The sequence below is a fragment of the Polynucleobacter sp. QLW-P1DATA-2 genome (genome assembly GCF_001870365.1).
In the GTDB taxonomy this organism is placed as follows: Bacteria; Pseudomonadota; Gammaproteobacteria; order Burkholderiales; family Burkholderiaceae; genus Polynucleobacter.
In genome coordinates, this window is the sequence record NZ_LZMQ01000001.1 from 239,729 (window position 1) to 264,894 (window position 25,166).

The window sequence follows — 25,166 nt, forward strand, 5'->3', positions numbered from 1 at the left end:
CTTCCTAGATTTAAGAAGCGGTGTGCATCTTTTGGTAGCGCTCGATAAGCAGGTTCTGCTCTTCTAGTAAACGCTGAAAAGAGGCAATCTTGACATGAAAATCTTGTTCTTTTTCGATAGATTCGCATGATTGAATAAATTGCTTGGCATTCAGTAATTGAGCCCCTCCTTTCACCTTATGAATCATGCCGGATATAGCATGAAAATCCATGGGCATGGTGGTGATGGCAGTGAGTATTTCATCATGCACTTTTTTAATTTCATCAAGGATGACTAGGATCTGCTTTGGGTCATCTTTTAATAAGGCAGAGAATGCATCAAAGGAGTAAGTCTCTTCAGGGTTGGATTGAGCACTTACTTCTTGAGAGTCAAAATAGCGCGTAAGTTCATTTTCAAGGCTCATGAGGCTAAGTGGCTTAATGAGTACCCCATTCATGCCCGCTGCCAAGAACTGGTGGCGAGAGTCTAGGGCATAGATATCGGCTGTCACTCCAATAATGATGAGCTCACTACATCCTATGCTTCGTATTTTCTGGGCTAGCTGAGAGCCCTGCATGCCTGGAATAGATTGATCTGTGATTAAGAGGTCAAAGTGCTTTTCATTGACTATTTTCAGTGCGGTAGTTGCGTTATCGCATACACAAACACGTATCCCTAGGGCTTCAAGCTGCAGGGAAATGATTTGACGACTAGCGGGATGGTCTTCTACCACTAAGGCACAAAGAGATTGATTCCTTGCTTGGGGATTTCGAGAAATAAGCTGTCTTGAGATGGTTTTTGTATTTTCAGAGAGCGCACTTCTGGATGCGGCAATACTGGTTCGGGGAAATGCTACACAGAAATGAATATTGCTTCCAAAACCTGGCGCACTTTCAAAATAGAGCTGACTATTCATGGACGTGACAAGGTGATTGGTAATGGTTAAACCAAGACCTGTACCATTCTCTTGTTCGCTATTACCAGGTAGTTGTTCAAATGCTTGCAGGGCAAGTTGAATTTGATCTGCACCCATGCCAACACCGGTATCAATTACCCGAAACTCAATCAGTTGACCCGCATGGTCATCAGCTAAAACGCTAATCGAGAAATAAATCTCTCCATGTTCGGTAAATTTAATTGCATTACTAATGAGGTTTTGCAAGATCTGACGCAAGCGTAGGGCATCGATCATGAGGACCTGTGCAATGCGGGGATCTTTCGAGGTGTGCAGGATCAGATTCTGTTTATGCGCTACTGCTGAAAATGCAGAATCAATGTCATCGATAAGGCTGATCAAGCAGCAGGGCTCTAGATTCAAGGTGAGCTTACCTGCTTCAATCTTTGATAGATCTAATACTTGATTCAGAATGCCTAAAAGTGATTCGGCTGAAGTATGAGCGATTTTCAGTAAAGACTTTTCGTGAGCTGGAAATTGCTGGCTATTGAGTAGTAACTCTTGGACCCCCAGAATGGCATTCATAGGCGTACGAATTTCATGGCTCATGGTTGCTAAGAAAGAAGACTTCGCTGCATTAGCCTTTTCGGCCAATTCCTTAGAGGAGAGGAGTCCCGCGGCTTCTTGTTCTTGTAATAACTGTTTCTTACGCATCCGCCAAATTAAGATGATGCCGGTAATGAATATCAAGAGAGTGGATAACCAGGGAAGTACTTTTAGGTGAGGTTTACTTGGTTCGGCATGGCCATGCGCAAAAGCAAAGAGTTGACGTGACTCGATGGGGTCAAGGCTTTCTAGAAAACGGTCAAGCACTTGATGGAGTGGTTCATCTTCATGTGAAATTAGCCAGCGATAGGCAAAAGGTTCTCGGTTGTAGAGACCATCAACTTGTAGATCTGAATCTTTCAGCTCTTGAATCAGCTGGTGGGCTAATCGAATGGGGAGAACTAACGCTTCAATCTCGTTTTTTAAAAGCTTGGCAATGAGTTCATCCGTTTTGCTTGAGACGCTAGTTTGTAAAGCATTGGTTGAAGGAGGATTTTCATAGCCTCGATCAAAGTGAGCAATATTTGTAGAAGAAATGGCATCACTTATCAGCGCGCGCTTTGTGATAACTGCATCTTGTCCCCAGAAGATGGCCTCTGATAAAGATCCAAAGCGAAGATAATCATCATTTGTAGGCGGTGGATCAATGATGAAGTCGACCTCGCCGTTAGCTAATTGCCTCAAACCTTCTTGCTCTGATTTTCTCCACTTGGGGCGAAATTTTTGCTGAGTAAATCCGCTTAGTCTTTCTAAGAGGTGATGAAAAATACCTGCACCCCTCCCATCTTCTGAGGTATTGAGATAGGGTGCATATTTCTCATGAATGCTGAAATGAACAATAGGGTGAGCATCAATCCATCGCTGTTCTTGGACGCTCGGTGTCATCGCATGTAATGCACCGCTACATAGGGCGCTTAAAAGAACAATGTTACGAATCATGAATCGACGCATACGATTTTTAGTTCTCGATGATGTTATTCATTCTGCAGAAAAGGATTAGATCCGCAATATTGTTAATTCCCAGCTTGTCAAAGACCCTCGTCTTGTAAGTAGCCACTGTTTTATTGCTGATGTGGAGCATGTCTGAAATTTGTTGATTGGTGTTGCCTTTACCAAGGTATTTCATGACCTGTAGTTCACGATCTGAGATCAGAGCCAATTTGTCGTTATCAGTTAAAGAGGTATTACCATTTTTGCCATGAGTAAAAAAGTTATAACCCTGAGAGATGGCAACGCAAGCAGCCAGAATCACATCAGCTCCTGCTGTTTTATTAACAAAGCCATGACCCCCTAAAGAGCGAACCCTACCACCATAGACGGCTTCATCCATGCTGGACAAAATCAGCATACGAACATCCGGATACATTAGGCCAATTCGACGAATGACATCAAAGCCATCGGTCTTGGGCATATCTAAATCCAGGATGACCATGCTTGGATTGACCTCCTTGATAGATCTTAGACATTCCTCGCCATTCTGAGCTTGCCCTACTACTTCAAATAACAATTGGTCTTGCAACATACTTTTTAGAGCCATCAGCATTGCTGGATGGTCATCTACCAACATCACGCGTTTTCTCATTACTTGTCTCCATTTGGGTTTAGTTGTTGATGAGGGTGCAGCGAAAAAATGGCTTTTGCAATTCGGCTATCGTTGATCTGTAGCATTTGATGACGGTTTAAGGGTGACATCATCAGTCCGCCATAGCAGTGATCAATCTGCCAATGAGAGGCGTTCTCTAAGTCTTTCACTAGCGCAACATTGCTGGCATAAATTTGCGTAGATGAATAGGGTGAGCGTCTAATCTTTGCAAGTACATCATGCGAAATTGCTTGTGCGCGAAGCTGACGCATATCCAAATGAATGCCTTCCATTTGCATTTCTTCAGTCCAACGCAGCTCTTCTGCTTTGCCACTGAAATTCATTAAGTGGAGTAAGACCCCCAGTCTTCGCATTCGGAGTAAGCCTTCTTTGCAGGCATCTGCGTTCTCGGGTTCTGGTAAGGATTGAATGCCTAGAGCTACAAGACCTACCGGTAGTCGAGAATTGAGAATGAGGTCGCTTAATGCATCCACATAGCCGCTAGATGCAATCACATGAGTTGGGATTGGCAAAATACCGGGTATGAAACGGCCACTGCGATACCAGTAGGAAATCGTATCTAGGCCTTCCATGAATAGGCGCAGTAATTGCATATCCGAGATATCGAGTAATGGTCTAAATAAAGAGCCGGTCAGTTTTGTCCCCTTACAGTTAAAAATGGGTTCATGACTAATCGCTTGTCGCTTGGACCAGGATTGGTGTTCTTCAAGGGCTTGGCTACTCAAGCCAAGCCAAGGTTCGCCACAGGCGTCGCGTACTTCTTGGAAGGGTTTGTTCTTCCATGCCTTTACAAGCGTGTACAGCCGGGATTTCGGGCTCATCAGCATTCTCCAATCGGTGACTGTTCAGTCTAGGCAGGACGGATTGGAGCGGTAAGGGCTTTGGGCTTATTTATCTGTAGGAATCTTCCTACCAGCCTGTCCCCAGTATAGGGAGGGATTAAATCCTTAAAGAATTTATGGTGATCGACTGTTGGAATCTCTTAAGGATTGAACCTTTAACTAAAATTTTTTCTTTTAAAAACAACGAGGTTCAAAGCACCCCAAAATGAGGGCTTTTAGAAGTAGCTTCTTAAGAATTGAATTAATTACCCTAAAGTTGCCTAAGGATTGAACTTTTACCTATGGATTCGAAAAAAAAGACCGCAAATGCGGTCTTTAGTCTATCTCAAAGGCTCTTTATGGGCGCAACTCGAAGAAGGAACGTTTTTTAATGGCATTTTTAAATCCATAAAAGTGACGTTCTTTATCGGAGTATTCAATGTAAGCCATATGAAAATCGACTATTAATAATTGGGTGGGCGTCAGAACCTGTCCGGGGTTTAGAGAAACTTCATCACCCGAATGCTCCTGGTTTTGGGGGTGGACTGAATATTTCCCCTGGCGACACACTTTTAGAAGGTGGTCTTGGGCAATCAATTTGTCGTGCATCTCGTTATCCATAATAGATCTTGCATGAGCTTGCGTCAGATCTGACGAGCAGTGAACGCAGTATTGAAGTGCGCGCTCAGATGTATCTAATCTTAGGTTGCGATTTGCTTTATTGGTGTGTTGGTGCTCTCCGCAGCTTGGGCATTCCTCAACCATTTTGCATTGATGCTTTGGGCAGATTTGCCAAAACTTGAGGCGCCACTCTGGACGCCAGTGGGGAATCTTATCCTCTCCCAGGCAATGAGGGCAAAAGCTTGTATATGGTTTCTTATTAATTTCTTTGTGAAGAGATTGGCCAGCCTTGTCATATACAACCAAGGGCTCAAACCATTTAGAGATTTCGTTTAGGTGAGTGGGCAGTATATCCGTACCATAAGCAAAGCGTTTAAAAACCTTGTCATAAGAAACGATATCCACATCATTTGGTGGAACCAATCTTAGTGCCTTGAACAAGAAGTCAAAATTGCAGCAATGAAGTTGGCATGCCCGCATGAGCCAAGATGCCGGAGATTCCGATTGAATAACGCGGGGCATTGTTAATAAGTTAAAGTTTTTGCGCATGATGTTGAAGTTCCAAAAAGTGTTAATTGATTGTGTGTGGCCAAGCTAGAAAGCCTGGAGGCCCGAAAGTCTTTTTCGATAATTAAGTTCAGTAGGTAGTGAATTTTCAGTTGATCATTCCATGGCGTGTCCTCTTTGAGTTGTTTAATGCCGTTGATGTAAATGCCCGATGAAAAGGTTGTATTTGTTACGACGTGGTTTAAGGTTCGATATATACGCTCGAGCCCCTTTCTAACAACATTGCCCGCAATGGCTGTACTTGGAATCTTCCCAGGCCGTACAGAAAGGCTATGCCCATCGTCCTCTAGTTGGCCAAAGGACCAAATTAATCGAAGAAGGGTATCGAGCTCGAGGCCCCCTAAAACGGAAAGACCATCATTAGGTTCAAACAGGCGATATAGCTTTTTCCAAACTAATTTGGCTACCTTCATTTCTGCTTTACTAGCTCGTTTAGTGGGTTGATGCATGGGCAGCAAGGAAGCTCCACATTGACAGTTTTTAAGACTGGGTCTGCGCCAATTGAGTTTGCGATTGCATTGTTTACAACTATCAATTAATTGGTTCTCATGAATATGACATGCAGTCACTAAAGTGATATCCCATATTAATTGCGCTATACCTATGTGAGCCAAGCAGTGCGGGCATATTTGGGGGTGACGCTGGCGTACCAAATAGGGCTTTTGAAGCTTATGACCTAAAAGATAGGTAGTTACAACACTCTTTTGCTTAAATTGAGCTACAAATCTTGGCGCAAGGATGGGATAACTTGCTCCAAATAACCGACATATTTCCGGAATGCGGTTGTCCGGGATGTAAGTAAAGCCAGTGAGGCCCAGCAAATTCGAGATATCGCTAAATTGCACAAGATTGGCATCACACATACGCAGAACATAGCCAGGCCCTGATTCATCTTCATGAATCTGATCATGATTGGGAAAGGTAATGGGCTTTAGCCAATCGAATTGCATATTAGGCAGCCATCAACGTAGGAAAGACCATGGCTAAAGCTTGATGTAAGTGCTCAAGCGTTAGTTTTTTTGCCTGCTCTTGTTCGGCCAAATCAACCGCCGTGTAAAGCAGGGTTGATAAGTAGCGCAGATTCCCACCAGTCCATTCATGCAGTACCGGGTAGTTGGGAGGGAGAATGCTTAAATCAAACATTTCTTTAGATTGGGCGGCGTAGCCATTTATCAAGGCTAACCACTCCTCATCCATCGCAAAAATAGGCAATTCGAATATCGATGGAAACCGGGTCCGAAATTGCGCATCTGCTATGTGAAATAACTGATTAAGAGCTGGCGTACCTACCAAAATAATATTGATCGACGTATCACTGAGTAAGTGCTTAATCATTACGAGAAAGTCAGATGCAAACTGCTTTTTTTGACGATTGTTAAAAACGTCACTGACTTCGTCAATAAACAAGGTGCATACGTGACCTTTTAATGCACCAATCACTAGTTTTTGAAGCTTATCTGCTGTAATTTTTTTATCACCCTCACGACTCAGAATGATTGGATGATTTAACTCGCTTAGCAGATTGGTGTAAAACGATTTGATCGTGGTATCGCTGGAGATCTTAGTTAATAAAACGGGGGTATTAAATTTTCCTGAGTATTCGTTGTTTATGTATTCACGAATTTGTTCGATGGCCGTCGTTTTCCCTGTGCCACCATGACCCATTATGACCATTCCGCTATTAGGCCGATTGGTGCGCATCCCCATATTAATGATATTGATGCAGCCATTGACTGCCTTTGAGTAAGCGTTATGGGGGATGATTTGCTTGCCGACCTGCTCTGCAATGCTAATTAGTTTAGATTGATTCATGATTTATTTTCCGCTTTGATGTGATGATGACGTTGTTGAATATCCCAACGGCTTTTGGGTCTAGCAGCCGATTGGGTTTAATTTCGGTAGTCTGATTGGTGATATCAATCACGGTGCCATGGGGGTTGTCTTGAGAAATTCCTCTTGCCCGAGCATCGGCACGATTTGATTTAGCGGACTTTTTAGGATTGATAGGTTTTTTTCCGGCAAGAACCAAATTCCTTGCAGCGTCAGATTGTGCAACGCGCGCATTCCAATCTTTTTGCTTTGCCCCGCTGGTTACAAGATCATTGCGTTTCTTTTTCTGCTCGAGCTTGTGTTGATAAAGTGGCTTACGCTTTGAAAGGGCATAATCCATTTCCGGCACCACAATCCATTCATTGGTGGCTGGATTGCATACGAATATCTCGCCAATATCGTTGATGTCTTGGCGAATTTCGAATTTAATATCTTGACCAATCGTTTGCACCAGTTGAGATAGCTCACGGCTGCGATAAGTAAGCCCATTTGTTTCATAGCCACCCGAACCAATCTTATGAAAGGTCGATTTTGAGATGGCCATTCTTAGTAACTCTGAGGTTGGGGTAAAGTGAATTTTTGGAAGACCATCATATGATTTAATGGCTTTTTCCATTTCCATATAAGGGCTTGTGCTCTTACGTTTAACGATTTTGTGCGGATAAAGATCTACTAACCACTGGTGAAGGTATTTCACTAAATCATCAAAATAAACGACCGCTTCATTGAGCTTTTTTGATTGCTTAGATTTAACTTCATGCGGTTTTGTGGGTCTTCCTTGGAGTGGGAGGGCTTGGTTCATGCGGCCCATGAAGTTTTCAATTGCACCTTTTTCCCATGGCGAGCAGACGGTTGAGAACTCAAAACTACACCCTAAATCTCTTGCAAGAGAATGCATCGCTTCTGCATGGTGCCCTAATGAGTTGTCCATTACCAACTTCTCCCAAATGGCAGGAGTTGTTAGCCAGTCATGCTCTAGGCCATATTTAGCTTTGATACCCGATTTGTCTTCCAGCGCATATTGAATAGCCTTAATGATGCGAGCGATAGATTCACCTTGAAAGGAGATCCAGATGCTCAGCGGATAGCCGGTATAGCAATCTTTTAGAACAGTTACGGTTGGCCTATCAATATCTTTTCCAGTTAAACGATCGCGTACCTTTATATCCAACGTAGTATGGTCAACTTCAACGCGTTGTAGCGCCCTCGTCGGCCATTTACCCCCGGATGAATGGTGGTGCTTGTGTTTGGCTTCGGTTGCGCCTAGGCGCATGCGGTCTCTCTCATAAGCGGGTCGCTTAGAAATGATCTTCTTAATTGTGCTCATGCTGATAGTCCCCACAATTCCACGGTTGGCCAATTCAGCATTGATGCGGGCTGTACATGTTTCAATGTCTTCTGGTTTTTGCGCATGTAATTTGCTAATGAAATAGTAGTTATCTAAGATTTCATTGGCTACAGCGATTACTTCTGGCGCTTTGCGTGAGGCTCTTTTTTGGGCGATAAAGCTTTCTGTAACGAGTTTGTAATTTTTTCGAGTTGCCTCCTGTGATTCTTAGCCAACGCATTACGGTGGAGTCTTTTGGCGGGTCGTTATCGTTAATTTCCTTGGCGATTTCAGAAATTGCCCAGCGAACCTTTTTGCGCATACCTTTAGTGATGCCACGCTGCTCCATGCCTATGCAGTAAGCGTGAACCTGATTTTCATACTTACATAGATAGCTAGAAGACTTAAATAAGGTTGGCTTTGCTACTACTCCAGGCTTAATGTGCAACCCACTGGTAAGTAACTTCATTTCCTCTGATTGAATCTTTTGACAAATCTCAGCCTCGGAAAAGGTAGTTGGTAAATTGAGCCTACGATTGATCAGACTGATCGATTGTTCGCCAAACCGATCAACGCTAACGCGCTCAAACTCATATTCAGTTTCTTCGTACAAAACAGAGAAGCCGCTTTGGATGGCATATGGCATCATTTGCACTCTCCTTGCAATGGGTACACCATGCTCAAGGGTTGATATTCAAAACAATGATTCAGGGTGATTTGACGCTGCCCTACGCAGTGCAAAATATGGTCTGTTAATAGACCAGTTATCGCCTGTAAGTCTTCGACCCGAATACCTTTGGGATAGCGATTAACTACATCAATAATGGCCTGGCTTTGCTGCGCTGGTATGGCTAACTTTGCACAGCGATGGATATAGGTCGCATTGAGGTGACGATTCTTTTTCTCGATATCTAGATCGGTCATCAATTCGTAAACAACCCCATTGGATTTGAAATAACGATGTGCAGCCAAAATCTTTTCCCATGTCTGGGGTTCTTGTGCAAATACATCTGGTTTAGCTTCTATATAGGAAGGCGGCAGTGATTTATAGGTCACGAGAAAGTCTGGCGTGTACTGACCATAGATACCCAAGTCAAATGTTTGAGGTTGGGCATCTATCCGCAAAACCTCGGGGTTAAGAGAAACAATAATGGCGCAATCACGCTCCAGATCAGATTCACAAACAATCAAATCACGTTGAAGAAAGGGAATGTTGAGATATGTAATGCGGCGATGCGGGGCTTTACGCTTACCTCCTGGCTGTCTTGCTAAAGGCAGGGGCTTGTGTTGAAAGTTGTTGGTGCGAGAATAGTATTTCCCGTTTTCTTGGTAGAACTGAAACATGGATAACTCCTTTGTGACATATTGATTTGGGAGTTCGCGGTTTTTTAGGCAAAAACTCCCCCTGACCGCGTGAGCGGTTTATCTAAAAAACTGAGGGAATCTATTTGCTTGTCACAAAGAAACGGATATACTTTGTTTACAGACGTAGTAACCCGATTTAATCGGTCAAGCCAATTTAACCCTCAGGGTCGAGTTGGCTTTTTACATTTTGCTTGCCCCCATTTCTTCTAAAGAGGTGGCTACGTCTACCGGCCACGTGGCTAGATTCGCGGCTAAGCTGTTCAATTGAGCATTGAAGGATTTCTCACCAAGGCGGAGATATCTCTTTAATAGAATGAAATACTGAGATTGCTGTTGGAAAAATGTTGTCCGTAATCCATTGAGGTCAGCTTTTGTTACGCGCTGAAATAAAGGATGAGACTTTTTGATATCGCGAGCATTGCATGGGAAGTCTTTAATGGCTTCGTTGCAAAAGCTATTGCGTAGATCTGGGTCAATTTGATGGAAAGACCTGGTTATGCAGGCCTTAAGACCAGTTGTAATGATGCTAGATGCATTCATATTGCTTGACTACTTTCCGAAGGACCATCCCCTTGAAGGACGGCAGTTATATTTGAGTGAGGTTCAATTATAGGCCTTGTAAGGGTATTTGTCAAGCGGAGATTGTAAAACCCAGTTAATGTCAATAGTTTTATTAATTTTTTTGAAAATAATTTTCGATTCTCTTTGGCTATTAAGTGGCTTATCCAGACTGAGTTTTCTTGTGGCACTTTCATAAAGCCTCTTTAGATTTACATACAACACCAATCCCCTTAACCATTAAGGAATCAATGGAGGTTTTGAGGGCTAAGTGGCAATGCGTAGGAGCAGGGGTATGGCCAGACAGGCTATACCGAACTGGTTTATTTAATCTTTTGGTCACTTGGTATGAATATTTAAAGAATTCTCATTTTGAAATAGGGTTCACCTAAACTCAAGGAACCATGAATCCGATTCAAACGTCCCCAGTCGAAGAGTTGAAGCAGAAAAAACTCCGTGGAGGGCAAAAGAAGGCGCCCCTCGAAAAAGCGCGCGTTAGGTTATGGGCCTTAGAAGTAAAGAGCTGCACCAAACTTAGTTACAAGGCTTTAGATGAAATGTTCTTAGGTGATCCCGAGGAGACTTTTGATGAGCCACCAAAGGTGTTTGAAAAGATTAGTCGCAATGGTGTTTCCCCGGGTAGTAAAGGCCGAATTAGTCTTGCTGAATTGATAAAAGGGGTTAATGATCACCCTGATTTTGAAGGCACAGCGATTGTTTTTAATTCCAAACTCTGGGAGTTGTTTGAACTTAAAACAATCAGCGAGCAAGAAATATTTAGCCGTATTGATGATGTATTTCGCGAGCATGGAGTGGAAAGATATCCACTTCCAAAGATAGAAAGCTGGCGCTACGGACGCAATCCAGATGTCGATGTTCAGCATCCAGTCAATCCAATGGAAATGTTGCGACTACAAGCCGCAGATTTAAATGAAATAACTCGGGTATATCTGATGATTCTTTATTATTTTTTTGCTAAAACAACAATATCGGCCCGTTTTGAACGGGTACTGAAGATACATACCGATTCATTAAAAGACTATCTTGAAGAAAGGCTTGGGGATTTTGGCCAAGAGTGTTTTTTGGAGGCCCTCAAGAGAGTTCAGAATATTCAGGTAATTCGCGTTTTTGAACCGTCCTAGCCAGCAAGCTTCAGTCCCTTATTTAGTCTCTTGCAGCCATTCAAGACGGGGTAATTTTAGAGATTTGGTCGTCTCAGACCGGCCAATGAGTGTCATATGCAAAAAAAGACCACAGCTATTAATTGTCTTACTTGTGGACTAGAGAGATTATTTGACCAAAGCTGGTTTTAGGAGGTGTAAGGGGTAAAATTTACCTACTATTTAGTGTTTAAATTTTCTTAATTGATAATTCTCGTGCTGGATTTTGATTGGCAGTTATGTATAGGATAAATTCTTCAGCTGATTTTGATGGATCTTGTAAGAACTCACTTTTTTTAAGTCCAACCTGAACTTTGCCCTCGTCATTAACTTCGCTCTTAAAAAAATAAACAGGGAATTTATTGAGTGATGAAAATTCAAATAGGCTTGGGCTAATAAACTGAAATAATTTTCCGTCTGAGTAGTCAACCGAGCAAACGCATAAATTAGCCTTGTGCATAGAGTTTCTCAGGCGTATAAAGGAAAAAAGATCGCGAGGAATAACTTCAATATACCCCTCTCTACCTGATCTTGTAAGGGTGTCACGTATATCATTATCGGAGGAAATAATGGACACCTTCCTTCCGAACGGAGCCATAATGGTTGGTAGAAAAGCAAATCCAGTATGTACGCCGCATACGGTAGCTGGTCCGGCAAGCTTGCCAAGCTCTTCAAATGTTTCTTTATTAGACAGCTGGATGGTTGGGCATAAATCTAGTCCATACTGCCTAATTATTTGAACAATGAGCAGCAAAAGCAATTCATTTTTTGTTAGCTGTGTATCACAAAATAGCTTGCCGACCGGCAAGTGTTGGGCAATTTCCAAATTCTTTGAAGCAAATCTCCATACATCCAAAAAAAGAATTTCTAGATTGGGTTTCGGATTGAGATTTAGGGCTCTCTTAACGGCATCGCGAATGATGCCAATGACTGGTGATAGTCCTTGATATGGATCCATATTAACAAATTAAAGCAGCTTTAAGTTATTCAGTAATTCCGCTAGAGTGGATTGATCGGTCAAATTATCAATATCTATTTTTAATTTGCATGAATCCTCAAATGCTACTGATAGGCTAATTAAGTGCAATGAATCCATTCCTAAATCTAACATCGTCATGGGCAGCGCATCAACAGCAGGTAAATTAATGACTTTAGCTTGATCGACTATTTTTAGTAGATTCTCAAAACTATGAATTTCAGTAGGGGTCATTTTTACCTTAAAGTAAATGTTAGGTTGAAATCTCTTAAATATTTTACGGGCGCAATCTTTGGGTGGTGTCTGAGGAATAAATGCCACTCTGCAATAAATGAATTAATGACACTTATTGAAATTGTTTGTCCAATACAAGTGTGGACTCCTTTGCCAAATGAAAATGAGCGCTCATTACTCTCCAGGTTATTTGTGCCCATATGTTTATGCACTAGAGATGGGCAAACATACAACTCTTGATTTTTTGCTATCGTGAAGTCACCTATTGAAAAATTCTCCAGCGCCCTTCTTCCAATAAAGTTAACTGCTGCAGCATCTCGAATTAATGTTTTAGCATCCCAAGCCGCTCCAATGTCTGGATCCTTCGTCACCCCGTATATTAGGGTTCCCTCAAGCGCTTCAAAGCCTGCAACAATGACGGCTAAAAGTGTCCATATTTCTGAAGGATCTCTTTTTTGACGAAGTAAAGTTTTTTCTAGGAATTCTTTTAGTGCATTTAATTTACTTTCAACATCGACTACTTTCACCAATGGGTGAGTCAAAAAGAAAAGTTTGGGGGGTAGAGGAGGGATTTCAGTTTGGCTAATATTTAGATCCTGAGCCAAAATTTCACGGAAGAATCCGCTAATATAATTAGCCACTAATTGAATTGGATTGATTACATCATCCGTTGAGATTGATGAAAAAAAATTGGTTGTATAGTCTGGCAACCAAATCTGCAATTCCTCTTCGATTAATCTATATTTCTTGGAAAAGATTTTTCGAGACTGAAGGTGATCTTCGCCGTGAAGTAGAACTGGAGACCATTTAAAAATATTATCAATTGTTGGGAGGCTTCGATCGGGAAGTCTAAGCAGCTTTTTGTAGTACTCAATAAAATTGGTGGGTGCAAGCTTATCTGACTTAAGCAGAGCTAAAGATAAGCTCTCACCGTAAACTAAGATTGCTGGCTGGTCTGAGTTGTCTAGGGCTATCCATTCATTTTGCAGATTTAGTGAGCTAGGCTCATTTATGTATTGCCTAAGGCGAAGTAGATAAGACATAGTTTGGTTAATTAGACAAACGACTAGCAATAAGAATTTATATAAGTTTTTATATTGTATGCGTTAGAAAAAGTGGTGATTCCTTTTGATTTCTACCGATCCCCGGGGGCAATTTTCTATTTATATTGGTCAACTTTGGTTATACAATTTTTGATAATAAGAGCCTGAAGTGCATTCTAGGTAGAACTAATACTCCAAATTGAATCGGTTTTATGGGTTTTTGCTGTATTTGGTAATATACGTTCACTCACCATTCATTTATAAAATTCTTGCTTAACTCCAAGTAGACCTCCGTGAATAAAACCTATCGCCTTATCTTTAATAAGTCCCTTGGGGTCCTACAGGTATGTTCGGAGTTGGTCAAGTCAAGCTCTAAGTGCTCATCAAATTCAACAAATAGAGAAAAGCCCCCTATTTTTAACTTCAAGCACCATGTTTTGACTGTCGCTATTACTAGCTTTTGTGGGGTAGCTTCCAGTCAAGCGTTTGCACAGACTGCTCCCGGGGGCGATGGGGGCAGCGCATCAGGCCCTAGCGTTGGTGTTGCCGGGCTAGGAGCTGGCGGTGGTGGCAGTGGGGGTATAGGCGGTATCAATTTAAGCGAAATAGGTGGTGGTGGCGGTGGTGGTGGAGTATCAAATGGTGGTAATGGCGGGAATGGTTCTACAGGCACTGGTGGTCTGGGAGCCGTCGGCAGTAGTGCCGTGGACGGCTCACCAGGCTCACTCAATAGCGCCGGTGGTGGTGGTTCAACAAAATTAGTTATCAGTTCTGCAAGTGGAGCCGTTACAACCTCACAAGATATTACCGGCGGGGCTGGCGGCGATGCCGGTATGTTGGCTCCTAATATCCTGGGTGCTGGCGGTGGCGGTGGCGGTGGCGTTGGAGTATATGGCTCACCAGGATCTCTTTTGACTAATGGGCCATGGATCATTACTGGAGGGGCTGGCGGATTAGGCGGGGCTGCTGCAGGGGCTGGCGATGGTGGATCCGGCGTATTTGGAGATGCCATTAATGTAGTTAACAACGGAAGAATTATTGGCGGTGCCGGAGGGGTGGGGGGGGATACTGGCGGCACAAGTGGGGCGGGTGGTGCTGGATTAAGCGGCGCTGGACTTAGCTTAACAAATAATCTCGGTGCTACTATTTCTGGCGGAGTTGGCGGAGTCGGTAGCGGAGGCGCCCTAACATCTGGGGCGGGTGGAAATGGCGTCAGTATACTTTCATCCCTTACTACATCTATTTTGATTAATGATGGTTCAATAAATGGTGGCGCGGGTAGCGCCGGTTTGTATGCTAACTTCTTAGGTGCAGGTGGTGCTGGTGTTGGCGGGTCAAACTTTGCGCTTACCAATCACTTGGGTGCAACTATTACGGGCGGTTCTGGCGGCATATCTTTGGGCGGAAGCGGCGATGGCGCTGGCGGTGCCGGTGTCTTAGGTGACAACTTTTCTCTTGTAAACTCCGGCTCCATCATAGGGGGCAACGCTGGCGGATCGGCGAGTGCTGGGGCTGGCGTGAGTAGTAGTTCACTTTTTTCGATTACAAATAATGCTGGTGCCACTATTACCGGAGGCTCTGGAGGCAACGGGGGCGCAGGTGTTGAGGTTCAGACGGGCGGGGTCTTAACGACCTTAACTAACTTGGGTAGCGTTACTGCGGGTGGTACTGGTACTTTCGGAATTACAAACGCCGGAGTAATCACCACTCTAAATAATGCTCAAGGTGGTATTGCTTCAGGCGGTCCTGCTGCACAAACTGCGCTAACTTTTAGTGGTATTTTGCCAGCTAACTACAACATTATCATTAATAGCCCAACTTATTATGGGCAGTTAAATTACGATCCATCAAGCCTTCCCAGCACAACAATTTTTGGTGTTGCTACTGGCTCATACGTTACACAATTACTCTATACCGGGGTTATATCCGGTGTAAACTCGGGCTACTTTTCGGACCTTTTGGGATCCTTTGGCCTTGCTAATTGGAGCTTGCTTGAAGAAGGTAGTTCTGGAATTTGGGATCTTGCTTTTAATCGATTGCCTGCCACTGATATTGCTGGTGCCGGTACCATCTACCAATCTTCCGACCTAGGTACTTCAGTTAACCCTATTTTTGATGGCGGCACCTTACAAGTTTCTTCAACTGGAATTATTGCTAATAACTTTACCGTCAATAGTAACAATGGTGTGATTGATCAAAATGGTGTGGCTTCTAATTTCACAGGGATCATTTCCGATGCGGTTAGTGGCACTCCTGGCTCAATTGCAATTACCAATACTGGTAGCGGCGGTTCCGTTACGTTTAGCGGGATTAATACCTATACTGGCTCCACTACCATTAATAGCGGCGCCACCTTGGCATTGGCAGGCATAGGTTCCATTGCTACTTCTAGCGGAGTTACTAATAACGGCACATTTGATATTTCCAATACAACTAGTGGTGCAAGCGTTAAAGCAATCTCAGGGACTGGCACAACCAATTTAGGCACTCAAACCCTAGCCATTACCAATGCTACCGGTAATTTATCGGGTGCAGTCACTGGCTCTGGTGCTATCAATATCGCTGGCGGCAATCAAACTCTATCAGGAAATAACTCTGGCTTTACGGGTGGTGTTTCGGTTCAGTCAGGCGCCGCCCTCACGATTCCAGCAGCTAGCGCTTTGGGTACTGGCACATTGGCTTTGGTGGGAAGCAGCACTGTTCCGGCTACCTTGAATGTAACCGGTACAACCACCATCGCTAATGCTATTACCGTTGCTGGCGATCCCGTCTTTAATATTGCAACAGGCACCACTACTACCGTCTCTTCACCTATCGTAAATGGTGGTGTAGGAGGCAATGCACCCGGAGATGTTGTTGTGGCAGGAGGGGGTACTTTAGATTTAACGGCTACCAATACCTATACTGGCTTAACTTCAGTAGGCGCTGGTTCTACTTTGGCTTTAGCAGGATCAGGTTCTATTGCCAACTCTAGTGGAGTGACTAACAACGGCACCTTCAACATTGCGAGCAAAACAGGCAACGTTACCGTAGCGAACTACACACAAGGCTCTGCGGGTAATCTGGCGATGAGCTTTGCCCCAGCTGCCAATCAACGCCTGAATGTTTCAGGAGCCGCAGTATTGGCAGGCGGTCTAGCCCTAACAGCGACTGCCGGAACATACTCTGCTGGCAAGTACACTCTGTTGACTTCGGCTGGTGGCGTTACAGGTACTTTTAGCTCACTAAACGCTAACTTATCCAATTACACTAATTTGGCTTATGCACTTTCTTATGATGCGAATGATGTTTACCTCAGCCTCTTTAGTAATGGACCTTCCACTGTCAATACTCAGCAATCTTTAGTCAATACATCTCAGGCACTGCAAGGTACCTTTACTATCCTCAATACTGCGCTGACTAATAGCTTTACCTACGACTGCCAAGTTTTTGACCGAAATAATATTTGTATTTCTGCTGGTGGTCGTAATACGGCAGTATCTGCATACAATGGTTTAAATAACACCAGTGCATTGCTGATTGCCGCTTATCGTCCGCATCCCAACTATCGTATTGGCGTCTATGCTGACCAAAACCTTTCAACTAATAATGCTGGCATTACAGTCAATCTTGGTAACAACACTCCATTGATCGGTCTGTTTGGTGCATGGAATGAAAGACTGGATGGCACCGGCACTGAAGTTAAGGTATCAGCCGCCTATGGTCAAAAGAATTCAACCGTAACAAGACAAGTGGTTGGTACTGGTTCGGGTTCTTCTGAGGCGGGTAGCGGAGGTGCTCCAATCAACAGTCAAGGAGCTCAAGTGACTGCTAAATATGGCTTTGGCATTATGGAGAATGTCATCGTCTCACCATATATTGGAATGCGCTACACCCAGAGCAATATGAATGGCTATACCGAAAGTACATCAAGTTCTGTAACGGCCCCATTGACTTACTCGGCACTCAATACCAACGCTACAACTGCATTGGCTGGTGTTGGTGCTCAATACCGATATATTCCGCAAGCAACTGTCTTTGCAAGTGCCGGTGTGGAAACCGACACCAATACTGCTAATGGCACTTATGCTGCTACCGGAGTTAGTGGTTTAACCCCGATTAATTTCAATATTAATCCGGTGAAAACAAGACCCACAGCTACAATTGGCGCTTACTATGACATTGCGAAGAACCAGCGTCTAGGTATTACCGGCATCTACAGACAAGAGCCATATCAGGCCGTTCAATCAACTACGGTGATGGCGACTTATACGGTGGGTTTGTAATCAAACTGATTTAGCTTCAAAGAGAAGCTCGCTTCGGCGGGTTTTTTCTTGTCTATAAAAGGCTGCTTTGGGTCGATATTTGCCTCCAGTAGCTAACTAGCTTGAATGACTGCTTTTGAGATTTCTAGAGTCCTTGCTGATGCCATTAATTCAGCGCAAAGTGGTATTCCCTTTCACACAAGGAGAATGTCATGGAACAGCTTATTGCAACTACGCATAAAGAACCCTGGAACAAAGGCAAACTGACAGGGCAGAAAGCACCGCTTAAGTTAAAAGATATTTGGGCCATTCGAGTCCGATTGCAACTCAATGGCAGTAAGCGAGATTTGGCTCTTTTTAATTTGGCTATCGACAGCAAATTAAGAGCTTGTGACCTAGTTAAGTTAAAAGTTCGAGATATCGCGACTGGAGACCATGTTTCATCTAGAGCCAACATATTGCAACAAAAGACCCATCGACCAGTTCAGTTTGAAATTACCGAATTAACAAGGACTGCAGTTGAGCAATGGATTCGGGCAGATAGTTTGCACTTGGAGGATTATCTCTTTCCCAGTCGGATTAAAGAATCTCCACATTTATCGACTAGGCAGTACGCTAGGATTGTGCATAGTTGGGTTTGCTCTATTGGTTTGGAGTCAGCAAACTATGGAACGCACACCATGCGCCGCACTAAGGTTTCTTTAATCTATCGCCGGACTAAAAACCTACGAGCAATTCAGTTACTGCTCGGCCATACCAAGCTAGAAAGCACAGTTCGTTACCTAGGCATTGAAGTAGACGACGCTTTAGAGATGGCAGAACAAACTGAGGTTTGAAATTGGGGAGGCTGCGTTAATGCCATCGCCGCAGTCTGCCCCTCTCTTATAAGCAGACAATCAGATGGACTTTGGGCGATAGGCTCAATCCGACCCTAAGCGGCCGTTCAAAGCCCAAAGCAATTACTTAACCAAATTAAATAATTGGCTGCCAATTTATCTTCATGACTCACCAGCTTGTCTTGCAACATTAGCGTAGGATGAGGCCTGAGAGGTTGTGTAAGCAGTTTCAGCCTTTGATACAGAATTGCTTGTAACCTCAATAAGCACTGGATCGTCAAGCACAAGTGCGGCATTGTGAGCAATTTTGCAAGATACAAGACAAAGTCTTGCTAATTCTTCAGCGTTAATTGCCTCTTTAAGCGAGGCGATGGTAGCCAAATGAGTATGTGAAGATAGTTTAGTAAATCGCTCATTGACGATCACATAAGCGTGACTTAGATTGTCGACTTCATGCCTTAACGCCACCACTCTATCTAGCAAGTGCTGCGCATAAGCATTAATCTTATTTTCAGGCTGATCATTGATTTGTATTACGTCTTTTTAGTCTATTGCATTCTCAGCTATTAAATTGAAGTGATCTTCTTCCAATTTGAATGCCTCTACTAAAAGGGGGTCAAATTGAGTGCCGACTTTGGACACAATCTCGTTAACCGCATCCTTATGAGTCCATGCGTTTTTATAACTTCGCTTACTGATTAAGGCGTCATAAACGTCGGCAATTGCCATAAGTCGTCCCGCTAATGGAATGTCATCCTTGGCTAAACCTTTTGGGTATCCTGTTCCGTCCCAGCGCTCATGATGCGCCTCTGCCACATCTATTGCGGTATTAAGAAAGTCGCTCAAGCTAGTGTTTTGCTTCTTGGCAGCCCGTAGAATGTCTGCGCCATAAGTAGTGTGCTTTTTCATCTCAACCCACTCCTCTGGCGTTAACTTCTCCTTCTTATGAATAATTGCATACGGTATCTTGGTTTTACCAATATCGTGAAGTTGGGTGGTTTTAAACAAGCGCTCAATAATTTGGTTGGTAAGCTCTCCGGGGAACAGGTTCATGTCCTTGGCTCTATTGGCTAACGTCTTGACGTATTGCCGCGTCCTTATTCCATGATTAGCCGTCTCAATATCATTGTGAGTTGCTAATTCATAAAGCCCTATTAAGGTTTGTTCCGTAGAGTTTTTGGCATCGTAAATGCGTACCGTCTTTCCACCCTCACTTTTAGCCCAATACATAGCCTCATCAGCCCAATCAAGAATGCTATTTGCCTCAGTGTCATCACCGCCAAACATAGCAACACCAATGCTGCCAAAACATTGATAATCAATTACCGCAACTGGATCATGATTCTGATGAACATGCACTTTATAAGGCGCAGCCATGCTAGCAAGTATTTTATTTGCGACCTCTTCAGCTTCAGCCCTAGCTTCTACTAGATTGCCATTCAGTCTGCTTAACAAGATTACAAACTCATCGCCACCATAACGGGCAACCGTATCTGTTTCGCGCACACAGTGTTGCAATCGTTTTCCAACTGCTATTAAAAGTTCATCACCTGCCTCATGTCCAAATTCATCATTAAGGAGCTTAAACTTGTCTAAATCTATAAAAATAGCGGCGCTATAACTATCCCAACGTTTGTTGTTGGCAATAATTTGCCATAGCCGATCATTTAGCAATCTTCTATTTGGCAGGCCCGTTAACTCATCATGGAAAGCCAACTCATTTACTGCACTAAATGCCAATGCCGATGCTTTTAGGCTGACGGTATTTTTCTCAATAACTTTGGCAAGCTCCTCAAGTGCCATTTGTTTCTCAGCAGCATCAGCGTCATTCTCCCTGATAGTAGCGCGCAAGGCGGCCATAGCAATGTCACCAGCCCTGATAATTTCCAGACTATTTTTTTGTAGGATTTTTAAAGCTTCAAGCGCAACGTCACCAGCTTTTGCAGCTTTCTCAGCCTTTTCAGCCCGCAACTCCATTAGGTCTAGTGGCGATGCAATTTCAACCAGCTTTCTTTTCTCTGATTTGATAGACGCATTTAGTTCATCAACCGACCTTAATAAGTCAGATAGTCTCTGTCGGCTGCTACCGTTTGATTTTGTTGCTCGACCTTTATCCTTCATCTACTCAGAATACGCCTGAATATGACGTGAATACTTATTCTGTTGAATATTTATTGGTTTATGCACCGCTTCAGAACATTTTTGAATACTTCCTATTGGCACTCTTAAGGGAGTATTGTTGACACATAACATCAATAAGGAAATAAATAATGAGTCAAGAACTCGAGCTAGTCTATAAAAAACTAGCAGAAATGCAGGCTGATTTAGAAGATCTACGCAATACCTATAAGGGTGTTAGTAAAAGCTATTTGGTTGCCCTGTCATCACTAAATGAACTAACCCTTCAGTCATCTGAAGCTGCCAAGCGCGCAGCTAAATCGACCGAGCAATCTCGAATAGCCGCAATGAATGCCATGATGGCCGCAAAAGAAGCCTCAGGAAATCCAACATTGCACAAGGTTGTTGAAACAGCAGTCACGGCAGCAGTTGCAGCGGCTTTGGCAGCTGTAGAGTCGGCAGCAGCAGCTGCCGCGGCTGCGGCGGCGGCTTCAGCAGCGGTTGCCCACCAAGCAGAGGAGTCATTGCTAAAAGCGTCTACCGAGGCCGCAGCGGCATCAAGGATGGCGGCTGATTCTGCGGCTGAGGCAGTACGTTTATCCAACCAAGCCAGAGAGATTGTGGACGCAGTAAACAAAAAGTCTTAAATGTAAGGATCTATTTGAGTCTGCAGTTGGCCGATTTGAGGCATCTGGGTCTAGCGCACCCCATTGGACAGTTTCCGACCCATTTGAGTCATTAAGCCCTTTACATACCAATCGTATAAGTCGCCATCACACTGGTAGTAGACACTGCTTGAAATGGCTCTTGGCGGTAGATGCCATTGATACCTAAACGCTGGTTCTTCTCTATATCGTAATAAGCCCCAATAGTAGCGGTTGGCCTGGTTTTAACGGGATTAGCATTAAAGTTGATTGGCGTTAATCCAGTTACTCCAGTAGCAGAGTAAGTACCATTAGCTGTATTGGTATCTGTTTCTACACCAACACTTCCAAAGACCCCTGCTTGAGGAATAAACCTATAGGAAGCGCCAAGGCCAGCCAAGGCAGTTGTTGCGTTGGTATTAAGCGCTGAGTAAGTTAGTGGTGCTGTAACTGTGGCGCTAGTGCCTTCGGTATAGCCGCCCATATTGTTCTGGGTATAACGAATGCCGACGTATGGAGCAACAATTACGTGTTCTACAACTCCAAAGCCATACTTAGCCGTTACTTGTGCACCTTGGCTGTTTAGCTGCGAAGAACCGGAGCCCGCCTCAGATGTACCGACCACTTGACGATTGATGGTCGTATTCTTTTGGCCGTAAGCTGCGGATACTTTTACTTCTGCACCAGTTCCATCAAGACGCTCATTCCAAGCACCAAACAGGCCAATTAGCGGCGTGTTATTGCCGAGGTTAACCGTTGATCCAGCATTGTTTACCGATAGGTTTTGATCAACGTACGCGCCGATACGATAGTTTTGATGTGGGCGATAAGCTGCAATCAATAAACCGCTCGTGTTGTTCAGGCCATTGGCAGCAGATACTGCAGTGTTACGACCACCCACTGAGATACAAACCCCGTTAGCGCCAAACTCATTACAGTCGTAAGAGAAGCTATTTGCCAGAACAGAGTTTTGCAGTGTGTAGATGTTTTGTAATGCTGATGCGGTGTTTACTAAAGATTGCTGGGTGTCAGCTACGTTAGGAGTGAATACCAAATACACATCATTGGCATCGTAGGCTAATCCGTAACCCAACCTTGTGTAAGAAGACAGGTTGGTTGTTAGATTGCCAAATGAACCTGTGACACCGCCATTAGCAGTTAGTAAGGTGTACTTACCCGGAGCATAAGATCCAGAGCTAGCAGTTAGAGATAGACCGCCAGCTAATGACGCTACGCCAGCTACATTTAATTTTGGTGTATTGCTTGGTGCTATGCCCATCGCCAAAGTACCAGTAGTACCTTGGGTGTAACTAGCAACACTCACGTTACTAGTCTTTCCAGCGATGTTAAACGTGCCGTTATTGGTAACGTTGCTTGATGCGGCAATTAAACCGGCGCCAGATAAAGCTAAGGTAGAGCCGGCAGTGATACTAGTCAGTCCAGTATATGTATTGGCAGCAGTTAAGGCCAAGATACCGCCACCTTCCACCACCACATCGCCTGCAGTAACCCCATTGGTAATTGGGCTGCTAATGGTTGTCGTTGTGCCAGATGCTACATTAAATACTGGGTCGCCAGACACGGTTAATTGATTATTCAGTGTCATTGAGGCAGTCGTAGTTAAGGTAGCTGGAATGGTGCTGCTTCCGACCAACGCTAAGGTGCCTGAGCCAATATTGTTGGCTGAACTAATAGAAAGATTAGCGCCGGCTTGTACTTCCGTTCCGCCAGAGTATGTATTGTTGCCTGATAGGGCTACAGAACCGCCAGCCCCACTATTAACAATCGTGAGCTTTCCATTAACGCCTGCTCCACTATTGGTGATGTTGCCGGTGAAGTTTGATGCAACTCCATTTTGATCAATCACGCCGTTGTTGCTAGTGATAGTGAATGATGGGGTAACCGATCCTGCATTAGATACCTGCAAGGTGCCACCATCAAAGACAGGGTTTACTGTCGTGCCAAGATTGGAAGACTGATAGATAGTTCCTGCCCCAGTAATATTGGTTGCAACTGGTGGTGGAGGTGCGAGTGCAGCAACCACCAAATCCCAAGTTGTAGGGTTCGCACCAGCGATTAACTCCCACTTGTATGAGCTATTGAAGTTAGTCCAGGTGTTAAAGATTGAGCTGTAGTTGGTAATGTTTGAACTTGTTAACCCTGACAAGACAGCAAGGTAAGTTTGCGCCGAAAGGATAGAAGAAGAATCGACACCAAAAGTTAAACCGCCAGTAATAGAAAATCCAGCAAGTTGACCGTAATGGTTCGTGTCATTAATGATGATGTTGTAGTTAGTAGGAAGCGTGCCTGTGTAAGTTAACGGACCAGCTATATTACCTTGACCTTGCAAGTTGTTCAGGGTAACAATGGAACTGTAGGCATCCGATCGAATACCGTAACCCGAAGTACCAATTATTGAACCCGTATTAGTTAATTTTGTAATGGTGGCTCCGACTAAAGATATGCCATCTGCACCACCACTAATTGTTCCGGCATTTTTTAAGGTCGTAATACTTGAGCCGGGATCCAGGGTAATAGCAGTACCACCGCTTACATTAGCTCGAATCTCGCCTCCAAAATTATTATTCAAGGTGTTAATGATTGATCCCGAGTCCAGTGATAGGGCGTTACTGCTAGGGACAGTAGCCTCAATTACACCGCCAAGATTATTGTTCAACTCGCCAATTGAGCCGCCACTGTAAATCGCATTTGCCCCACCACTTATTGTTCCGGCGTTCGTTAAAGTCGGAATGCTTGAATTAACATCTAAATTTAAGGCAACGCCACTAGTAGCAAGCGACTGAATCAAGCCACCAGAGTTATTGCTTAAGGCTCCAATCCTACCGTCGCTGTAAATAGCATTATTGCTGTCAGTGATAGCGCCAGAATTGCTGATATTTTCAATTGTGGATCCAGTGCTATTGGATATACCCCCAGTAATGATGCTTGCGCTGGTAGAGTTCCGAATCAAATCAATCTGGGACCCCCCAAAATTACTGATGCCGTCAGCGATAGTGCCACTATTTATAATTCCACCAGAAATAACCGAAAAAAATGGAGCACTGCTTCCGGTATTAGCGATGCCGCCGATAATAAAACCACTATTTTCAATCCCATGAACAATTGAAGCGCTGGATATAGTGCCATCACTTTGGATGCCGCCAGTTATAGACCCAGAATTTTGGATTTTATTGATCACGGGGCCCTGGTTACCCCAAGAGACTATGCCGCCATCAATTGAGCCCAGATTTTGAATATTACCAATGTGTCCTTGATTATTTATTGCGCCTCCAGTGTAATTTCCAGAACCGCCGTCAGAAATTACGCCCCCAGATATTGTTTTACTTAGGCTATTTGTAATATCTCCACCATGGGGACTTAAATAAGAAATCCCTGATGAGGTTGAATTAGATATAGATCCATTATTAGTTAGATTGAAGGTTCCATTTGAATTCGCCTTAAGAGCAAACGCTCCTGTAGCTCCGACTGAACTGTTTACAGTAAGGTCATTAGCAATCCATACCACATCATTACAAGGACTATTTATTACACCAGGGCTGGTAATGCAAGCAGAGTTTGCTGCTAACGCCACATGACTTAATATTAATGTGACGAAAAATACTAGAATATTTTGAGTAAATGCCCGTGCATTGACGTTTTGGAGCCGAGAATTCATGAGTGATGGAACAAGGATTGGTATTACAGAATTTTATTTTTCCGTTCATTTTTTCCATCTACG

Annotated in this window: 20 protein-coding genes and 1 pseudogene; 5 read left to right on the forward strand and 16 right to left on the reverse strand. The window is 43.8% G+C overall.

Annotated elements, in window-relative coordinates:
* Positions 1-10: 10 nt before the first annotated feature.
* The 10 genes from A9236_RS01290 to A9236_RS01335 all read right to left on the reverse strand — a co-directional run bounded on the left by A9236_RS01290 (position 11) and on the right by A9236_RS01335 (position 10,154).
* On the reverse strand, positions 11-2,419 hold the full coding sequence (locus A9236_RS01290) for an ATP-binding protein (protein WP_236638653.1): 2,409 nt from the start codon (positions 2,417-2,419) through the stop codon (positions 11-13).
* A 19-nt stretch (positions 2,420-2,438) separates the two neighbouring features.
* Complete coding sequence (locus A9236_RS01295) at positions 2,439-3,062, reverse strand: response regulator transcription factor (protein ID WP_071466116.1); 624 nt, start codon at positions 3,060-3,062, stop codon at positions 2,439-2,441.
* Complete coding sequence (locus tag A9236_RS01300; protein WP_071466115.1) at positions 3,062-3,904, reverse strand: diguanylate phosphodiesterase; 843 nt, start codon at positions 3,902-3,904, stop codon at positions 3,062-3,064. Before A9236_RS01300 ends, A9236_RS01295 begins: the two co-directional genes overlap by 1 nt.
* 357 nt (positions 3,905-4,261) lie before the next feature.
* Complete coding sequence (locus tag A9236_RS01305) at positions 4,262-5,074, reverse strand: TniQ family protein (RefSeq protein ID WP_071467688.1); 813 nt, start codon at positions 5,072-5,074, stop codon at positions 4,262-4,264.
* A complete protein-coding gene (locus A9236_RS01310) occupies positions 5,050-6,042 on the reverse strand; it encodes a TniQ family protein (protein WP_071467689.1) in 993 nt (330 codons plus the stop codon). The genes A9236_RS01305 and A9236_RS01310 overlap by 25 nt, the downstream gene beginning before the upstream one ends.
* A 1-nt stretch (position 6,043) precedes the next feature.
* Positions 6,044-6,904, reverse strand: coding sequence for a TniB family NTP-binding protein (locus tag A9236_RS01315; RefSeq protein ID WP_071467690.1), 861 nt, complete (start codon positions 6,902-6,904; stop codon positions 6,044-6,046).
* The gene (locus A9236_RS01320) at positions 6,891-8,249 is read right to left on the reverse strand and encodes a Mu transposase C-terminal domain-containing protein (RefSeq protein ID WP_071467691.1); all 1,359 of its coding nucleotides are present in this window, start codon (positions 8,247-8,249) and stop codon (positions 6,891-6,893) included. The genes A9236_RS01315 and A9236_RS01320 overlap by 14 nt, the downstream gene beginning before the upstream one ends.
* Positions 8,250-8,370: 121 nt before the next feature.
* Positions 8,371-8,898: a hypothetical protein gene (locus A9236_RS01325; RefSeq protein WP_071467692.1), complete on the reverse strand. Its 528-nt coding sequence runs from the start codon at positions 8,896-8,898 to the stop codon at positions 8,371-8,373.
* Complete coding sequence (locus A9236_RS01330) at positions 8,895-9,593, reverse strand: TnsA endonuclease N-terminal domain-containing protein (protein WP_071467693.1); 699 nt, start codon at positions 9,591-9,593, stop codon at positions 8,895-8,897. Before A9236_RS01330 ends, A9236_RS01325 begins: the two co-directional genes overlap by 4 nt.
* Before the next feature lie 201 nt (positions 9,594-9,794).
* Complete coding sequence (locus A9236_RS01335) at positions 9,795-10,154, reverse strand: hypothetical protein (protein WP_071467694.1); 360 nt, start codon at positions 10,152-10,154, stop codon at positions 9,795-9,797.
* A 422-nt stretch (positions 10,155-10,576) separates the two neighbouring features.
* Between A9236_RS01335 and A9236_RS01345 the strand changes: the two genes are divergently transcribed.
* Positions 10,577-11,314 carry a hypothetical protein gene (locus A9236_RS01345; protein WP_071467696.1) on the forward strand — a complete coding sequence of 246 codons (738 nt, stop codon included), beginning with the start codon at positions 10,577-10,579 and terminating at the stop codon, positions 11,312-11,314.
* Positions 11,315-11,522: 208 nt separating this feature from the next.
* Here A9236_RS01345 and A9236_RS01350 read toward each other — a convergent pair whose 3' ends face one another.
* The 3 genes from A9236_RS01350 to A9236_RS01360 are packed head-to-tail and all read right to left on the reverse strand — an operon-like array spanning position 11,523 to position 13,585.
* Positions 11,523-12,290, reverse strand: a complete 768-nt coding sequence (locus A9236_RS01350) for a hypothetical protein (protein WP_071467697.1) — start codon at positions 12,288-12,290, stop codon at positions 11,523-11,525.
* A 9-nt stretch (positions 12,291-12,299) separates the two neighbouring features.
* Complete coding sequence (locus A9236_RS01355) at positions 12,300-12,542, reverse strand: acyl carrier protein (protein ID WP_071467698.1); 243 nt, start codon at positions 12,540-12,542, stop codon at positions 12,300-12,302.
* Between the two features lie 2 nt (positions 12,543-12,544).
* On the reverse strand, positions 12,545-13,585 hold the full coding sequence (locus A9236_RS01360; RefSeq protein WP_071467699.1) for a hypothetical protein: 1,041 nt from the start codon (positions 13,583-13,585) through the stop codon (positions 12,545-12,547).
* 293 nt (positions 13,586-13,878) lie between these two features.
* Here A9236_RS01360 and A9236_RS11510 point away from each other — a divergent pair.
* The 3 genes and pseudogenes from A9236_RS11510 to A9236_RS01370 form a co-directional block, all read left to right on the forward strand.
* Positions 13,879-13,974 (forward strand): annotated as a pseudogene (locus A9236_RS11510) (ESPR domain-containing protein); the annotation flags it as partial.
* Between the two features lie 48 nt (positions 13,975-14,022).
* Positions 14,023-17,850: an autotransporter outer membrane beta-barrel domain-containing protein gene (locus tag A9236_RS01365; RefSeq protein ID WP_236638663.1), complete on the forward strand. Its 3,828-nt coding sequence runs from the start codon at positions 14,023-14,025 to the stop codon at positions 17,848-17,850.
* 191 nt (positions 17,851-18,041) lie between these two features.
* Positions 18,042-18,665: a tyrosine-type recombinase/integrase gene (locus tag A9236_RS01370; RefSeq protein WP_071467701.1), complete on the forward strand. Its 624-nt coding sequence runs from the start codon at positions 18,042-18,044 to the stop codon at positions 18,663-18,665.
* A 162-nt stretch (positions 18,666-18,827) separates the two neighbouring features.
* Here the strand turns inward: A9236_RS01370 and A9236_RS01375 are convergent, their stop codons facing one another.
* Both A9236_RS01375 and A9236_RS01380 read right to left on the reverse strand, forming a co-directional pair.
* The gene (locus A9236_RS01375) at positions 18,828-19,133 is read right to left on the reverse strand and encodes a hypothetical protein (protein WP_143070562.1); all 306 of its coding nucleotides are present in this window, start codon (positions 19,131-19,133) and stop codon (positions 18,828-18,830) included.
* Positions 19,134-19,208: 75 nt separating this feature from the next.
* A complete protein-coding gene (locus A9236_RS01380) occupies positions 19,209-20,786 on the reverse strand; it encodes a diguanylate cyclase domain-containing protein (protein ID WP_071467703.1) in 1,578 nt (525 codons plus the stop codon).
* Between the two features lie 149 nt (positions 20,787-20,935).
* On the opposite strand from A9236_RS01380, the gene A9236_RS01385 reads away from it, so the two are divergent.
* Positions 20,936-21,430 carry a hypothetical protein gene (locus tag A9236_RS01385; RefSeq protein WP_071467704.1) on the forward strand — a complete coding sequence of 165 codons (495 nt, stop codon included), beginning with the start codon at positions 20,936-20,938 and terminating at the stop codon, positions 21,428-21,430.
* A gap of 100 nt (positions 21,431-21,530) precedes the next feature.
* On the opposite strand, the gene A9236_RS01390 is transcribed toward A9236_RS01385, so the two are convergent.
* Positions 21,531-25,103 (reverse strand): autotransporter outer membrane beta-barrel domain-containing protein, encoded by a 3,573-nt coding sequence (locus A9236_RS01390; protein WP_071467705.1) that lies wholly within the window; start codon positions 25,101-25,103, stop codon positions 21,531-21,533.
* Positions 25,104-25,166 lie beyond the last annotated feature (63 nt).

Bases quoted from the DNA above. Each gene is read 5' to 3' on its own strand.
- A9236_RS01290 (WP_236638653.1), bottom strand. From the start codon at position 2,419: ATGATTCGTAACATTGTTCTTTTAAGCGCCCTATGTAGCGGTGCATTA.
- A9236_RS01295 (WP_071466116.1), bottom strand. From the start codon at position 3,062: ATGAGAAAACGCGTGATGTTGGTAGATGACCATCCAGCAATGCTGATG.
- A9236_RS01300 (WP_071466115.1), bottom strand. From the start codon at position 3,904: ATGAGCCCGAAATCCCGGCTGTACACGCTTGTAAAGGCATGGAAGAAC.
- A9236_RS01305 (WP_071467688.1), bottom strand. From the start codon at position 5,074: ATGCGCAAAAACTTTAACTTATTAACAATGCCCCGCGTTATTCAATCG.
- A9236_RS01310 (WP_071467689.1), bottom strand. From the start codon at position 6,042: ATGCAATTCGATTGGCTAAAGCCCATTACCTTTCCCAATCATGATCAG.
- A9236_RS01315 (WP_071467690.1), bottom strand. From the start codon at position 6,904: ATGAATCAATCTAAACTAATTAGCATTGCAGAGCAGGTCGGCAAGCAA.
- A9236_RS01320 (WP_071467691.1), bottom strand. From the start codon at position 8,249: ATGAGCACAATTAAGAAGATCATTTCTAAGCGACCCGCTTATGAGAGA.
- A9236_RS01325 (WP_071467692.1), bottom strand. From the start codon at position 8,898: ATGATGCCATATGCCATCCAAAGCGGCTTCTCTGTTTTGTACGAAGAA.
- A9236_RS01330 (WP_071467693.1), bottom strand. From the start codon at position 9,593: ATGTTTCAGTTCTACCAAGAAAACGGGAAATACTATTCTCGCACCAAC.
- A9236_RS01335 (WP_071467694.1), bottom strand. From the start codon at position 10,154: ATGAATGCATCTAGCATCATTACAACTGGTCTTAAGGCCTGCATAACC.
- A9236_RS01345 (WP_071467696.1), top strand. From the start codon at position 10,577: ATGAATCCGATTCAAACGTCCCCAGTCGAAGAGTTGAAGCAGAAAAAA.
- A9236_RS01350 (WP_071467697.1), bottom strand. From the start codon at position 12,290: ATGGATCCATATCAAGGACTATCACCAGTCATTGGCATCATTCGCGAT.
- A9236_RS01355 (WP_071467698.1), bottom strand. From the start codon at position 12,542: ATGACCCCTACTGAAATTCATAGTTTTGAGAATCTACTAAAAATAGTC.
- A9236_RS01360 (WP_071467699.1), bottom strand. From the start codon at position 13,585: ATGTCTTATCTACTTCGCCTTAGGCAATACATAAATGAGCCTAGCTCA.
- A9236_RS01370 (WP_071467701.1), top strand. From the start codon at position 18,042: ATGGAACAGCTTATTGCAACTACGCATAAAGAACCCTGGAACAAAGGC.
- A9236_RS01380 (WP_071467703.1), bottom strand. From the start codon at position 20,786: ATGAAGGATAAAGGTCGAGCAACAAAATCAAACGGTAGCAGCCGACAG.
- A9236_RS01385 (WP_071467704.1), top strand. From the start codon at position 20,936: ATGAGTCAAGAACTCGAGCTAGTCTATAAAAAACTAGCAGAAATGCAG.
- A9236_RS01390 (WP_071467705.1), bottom strand. From the start codon at position 25,103: ATGAATTCTCGGCTCCAAAACGTCAATGCACGGGCATTTACTCAAAAT.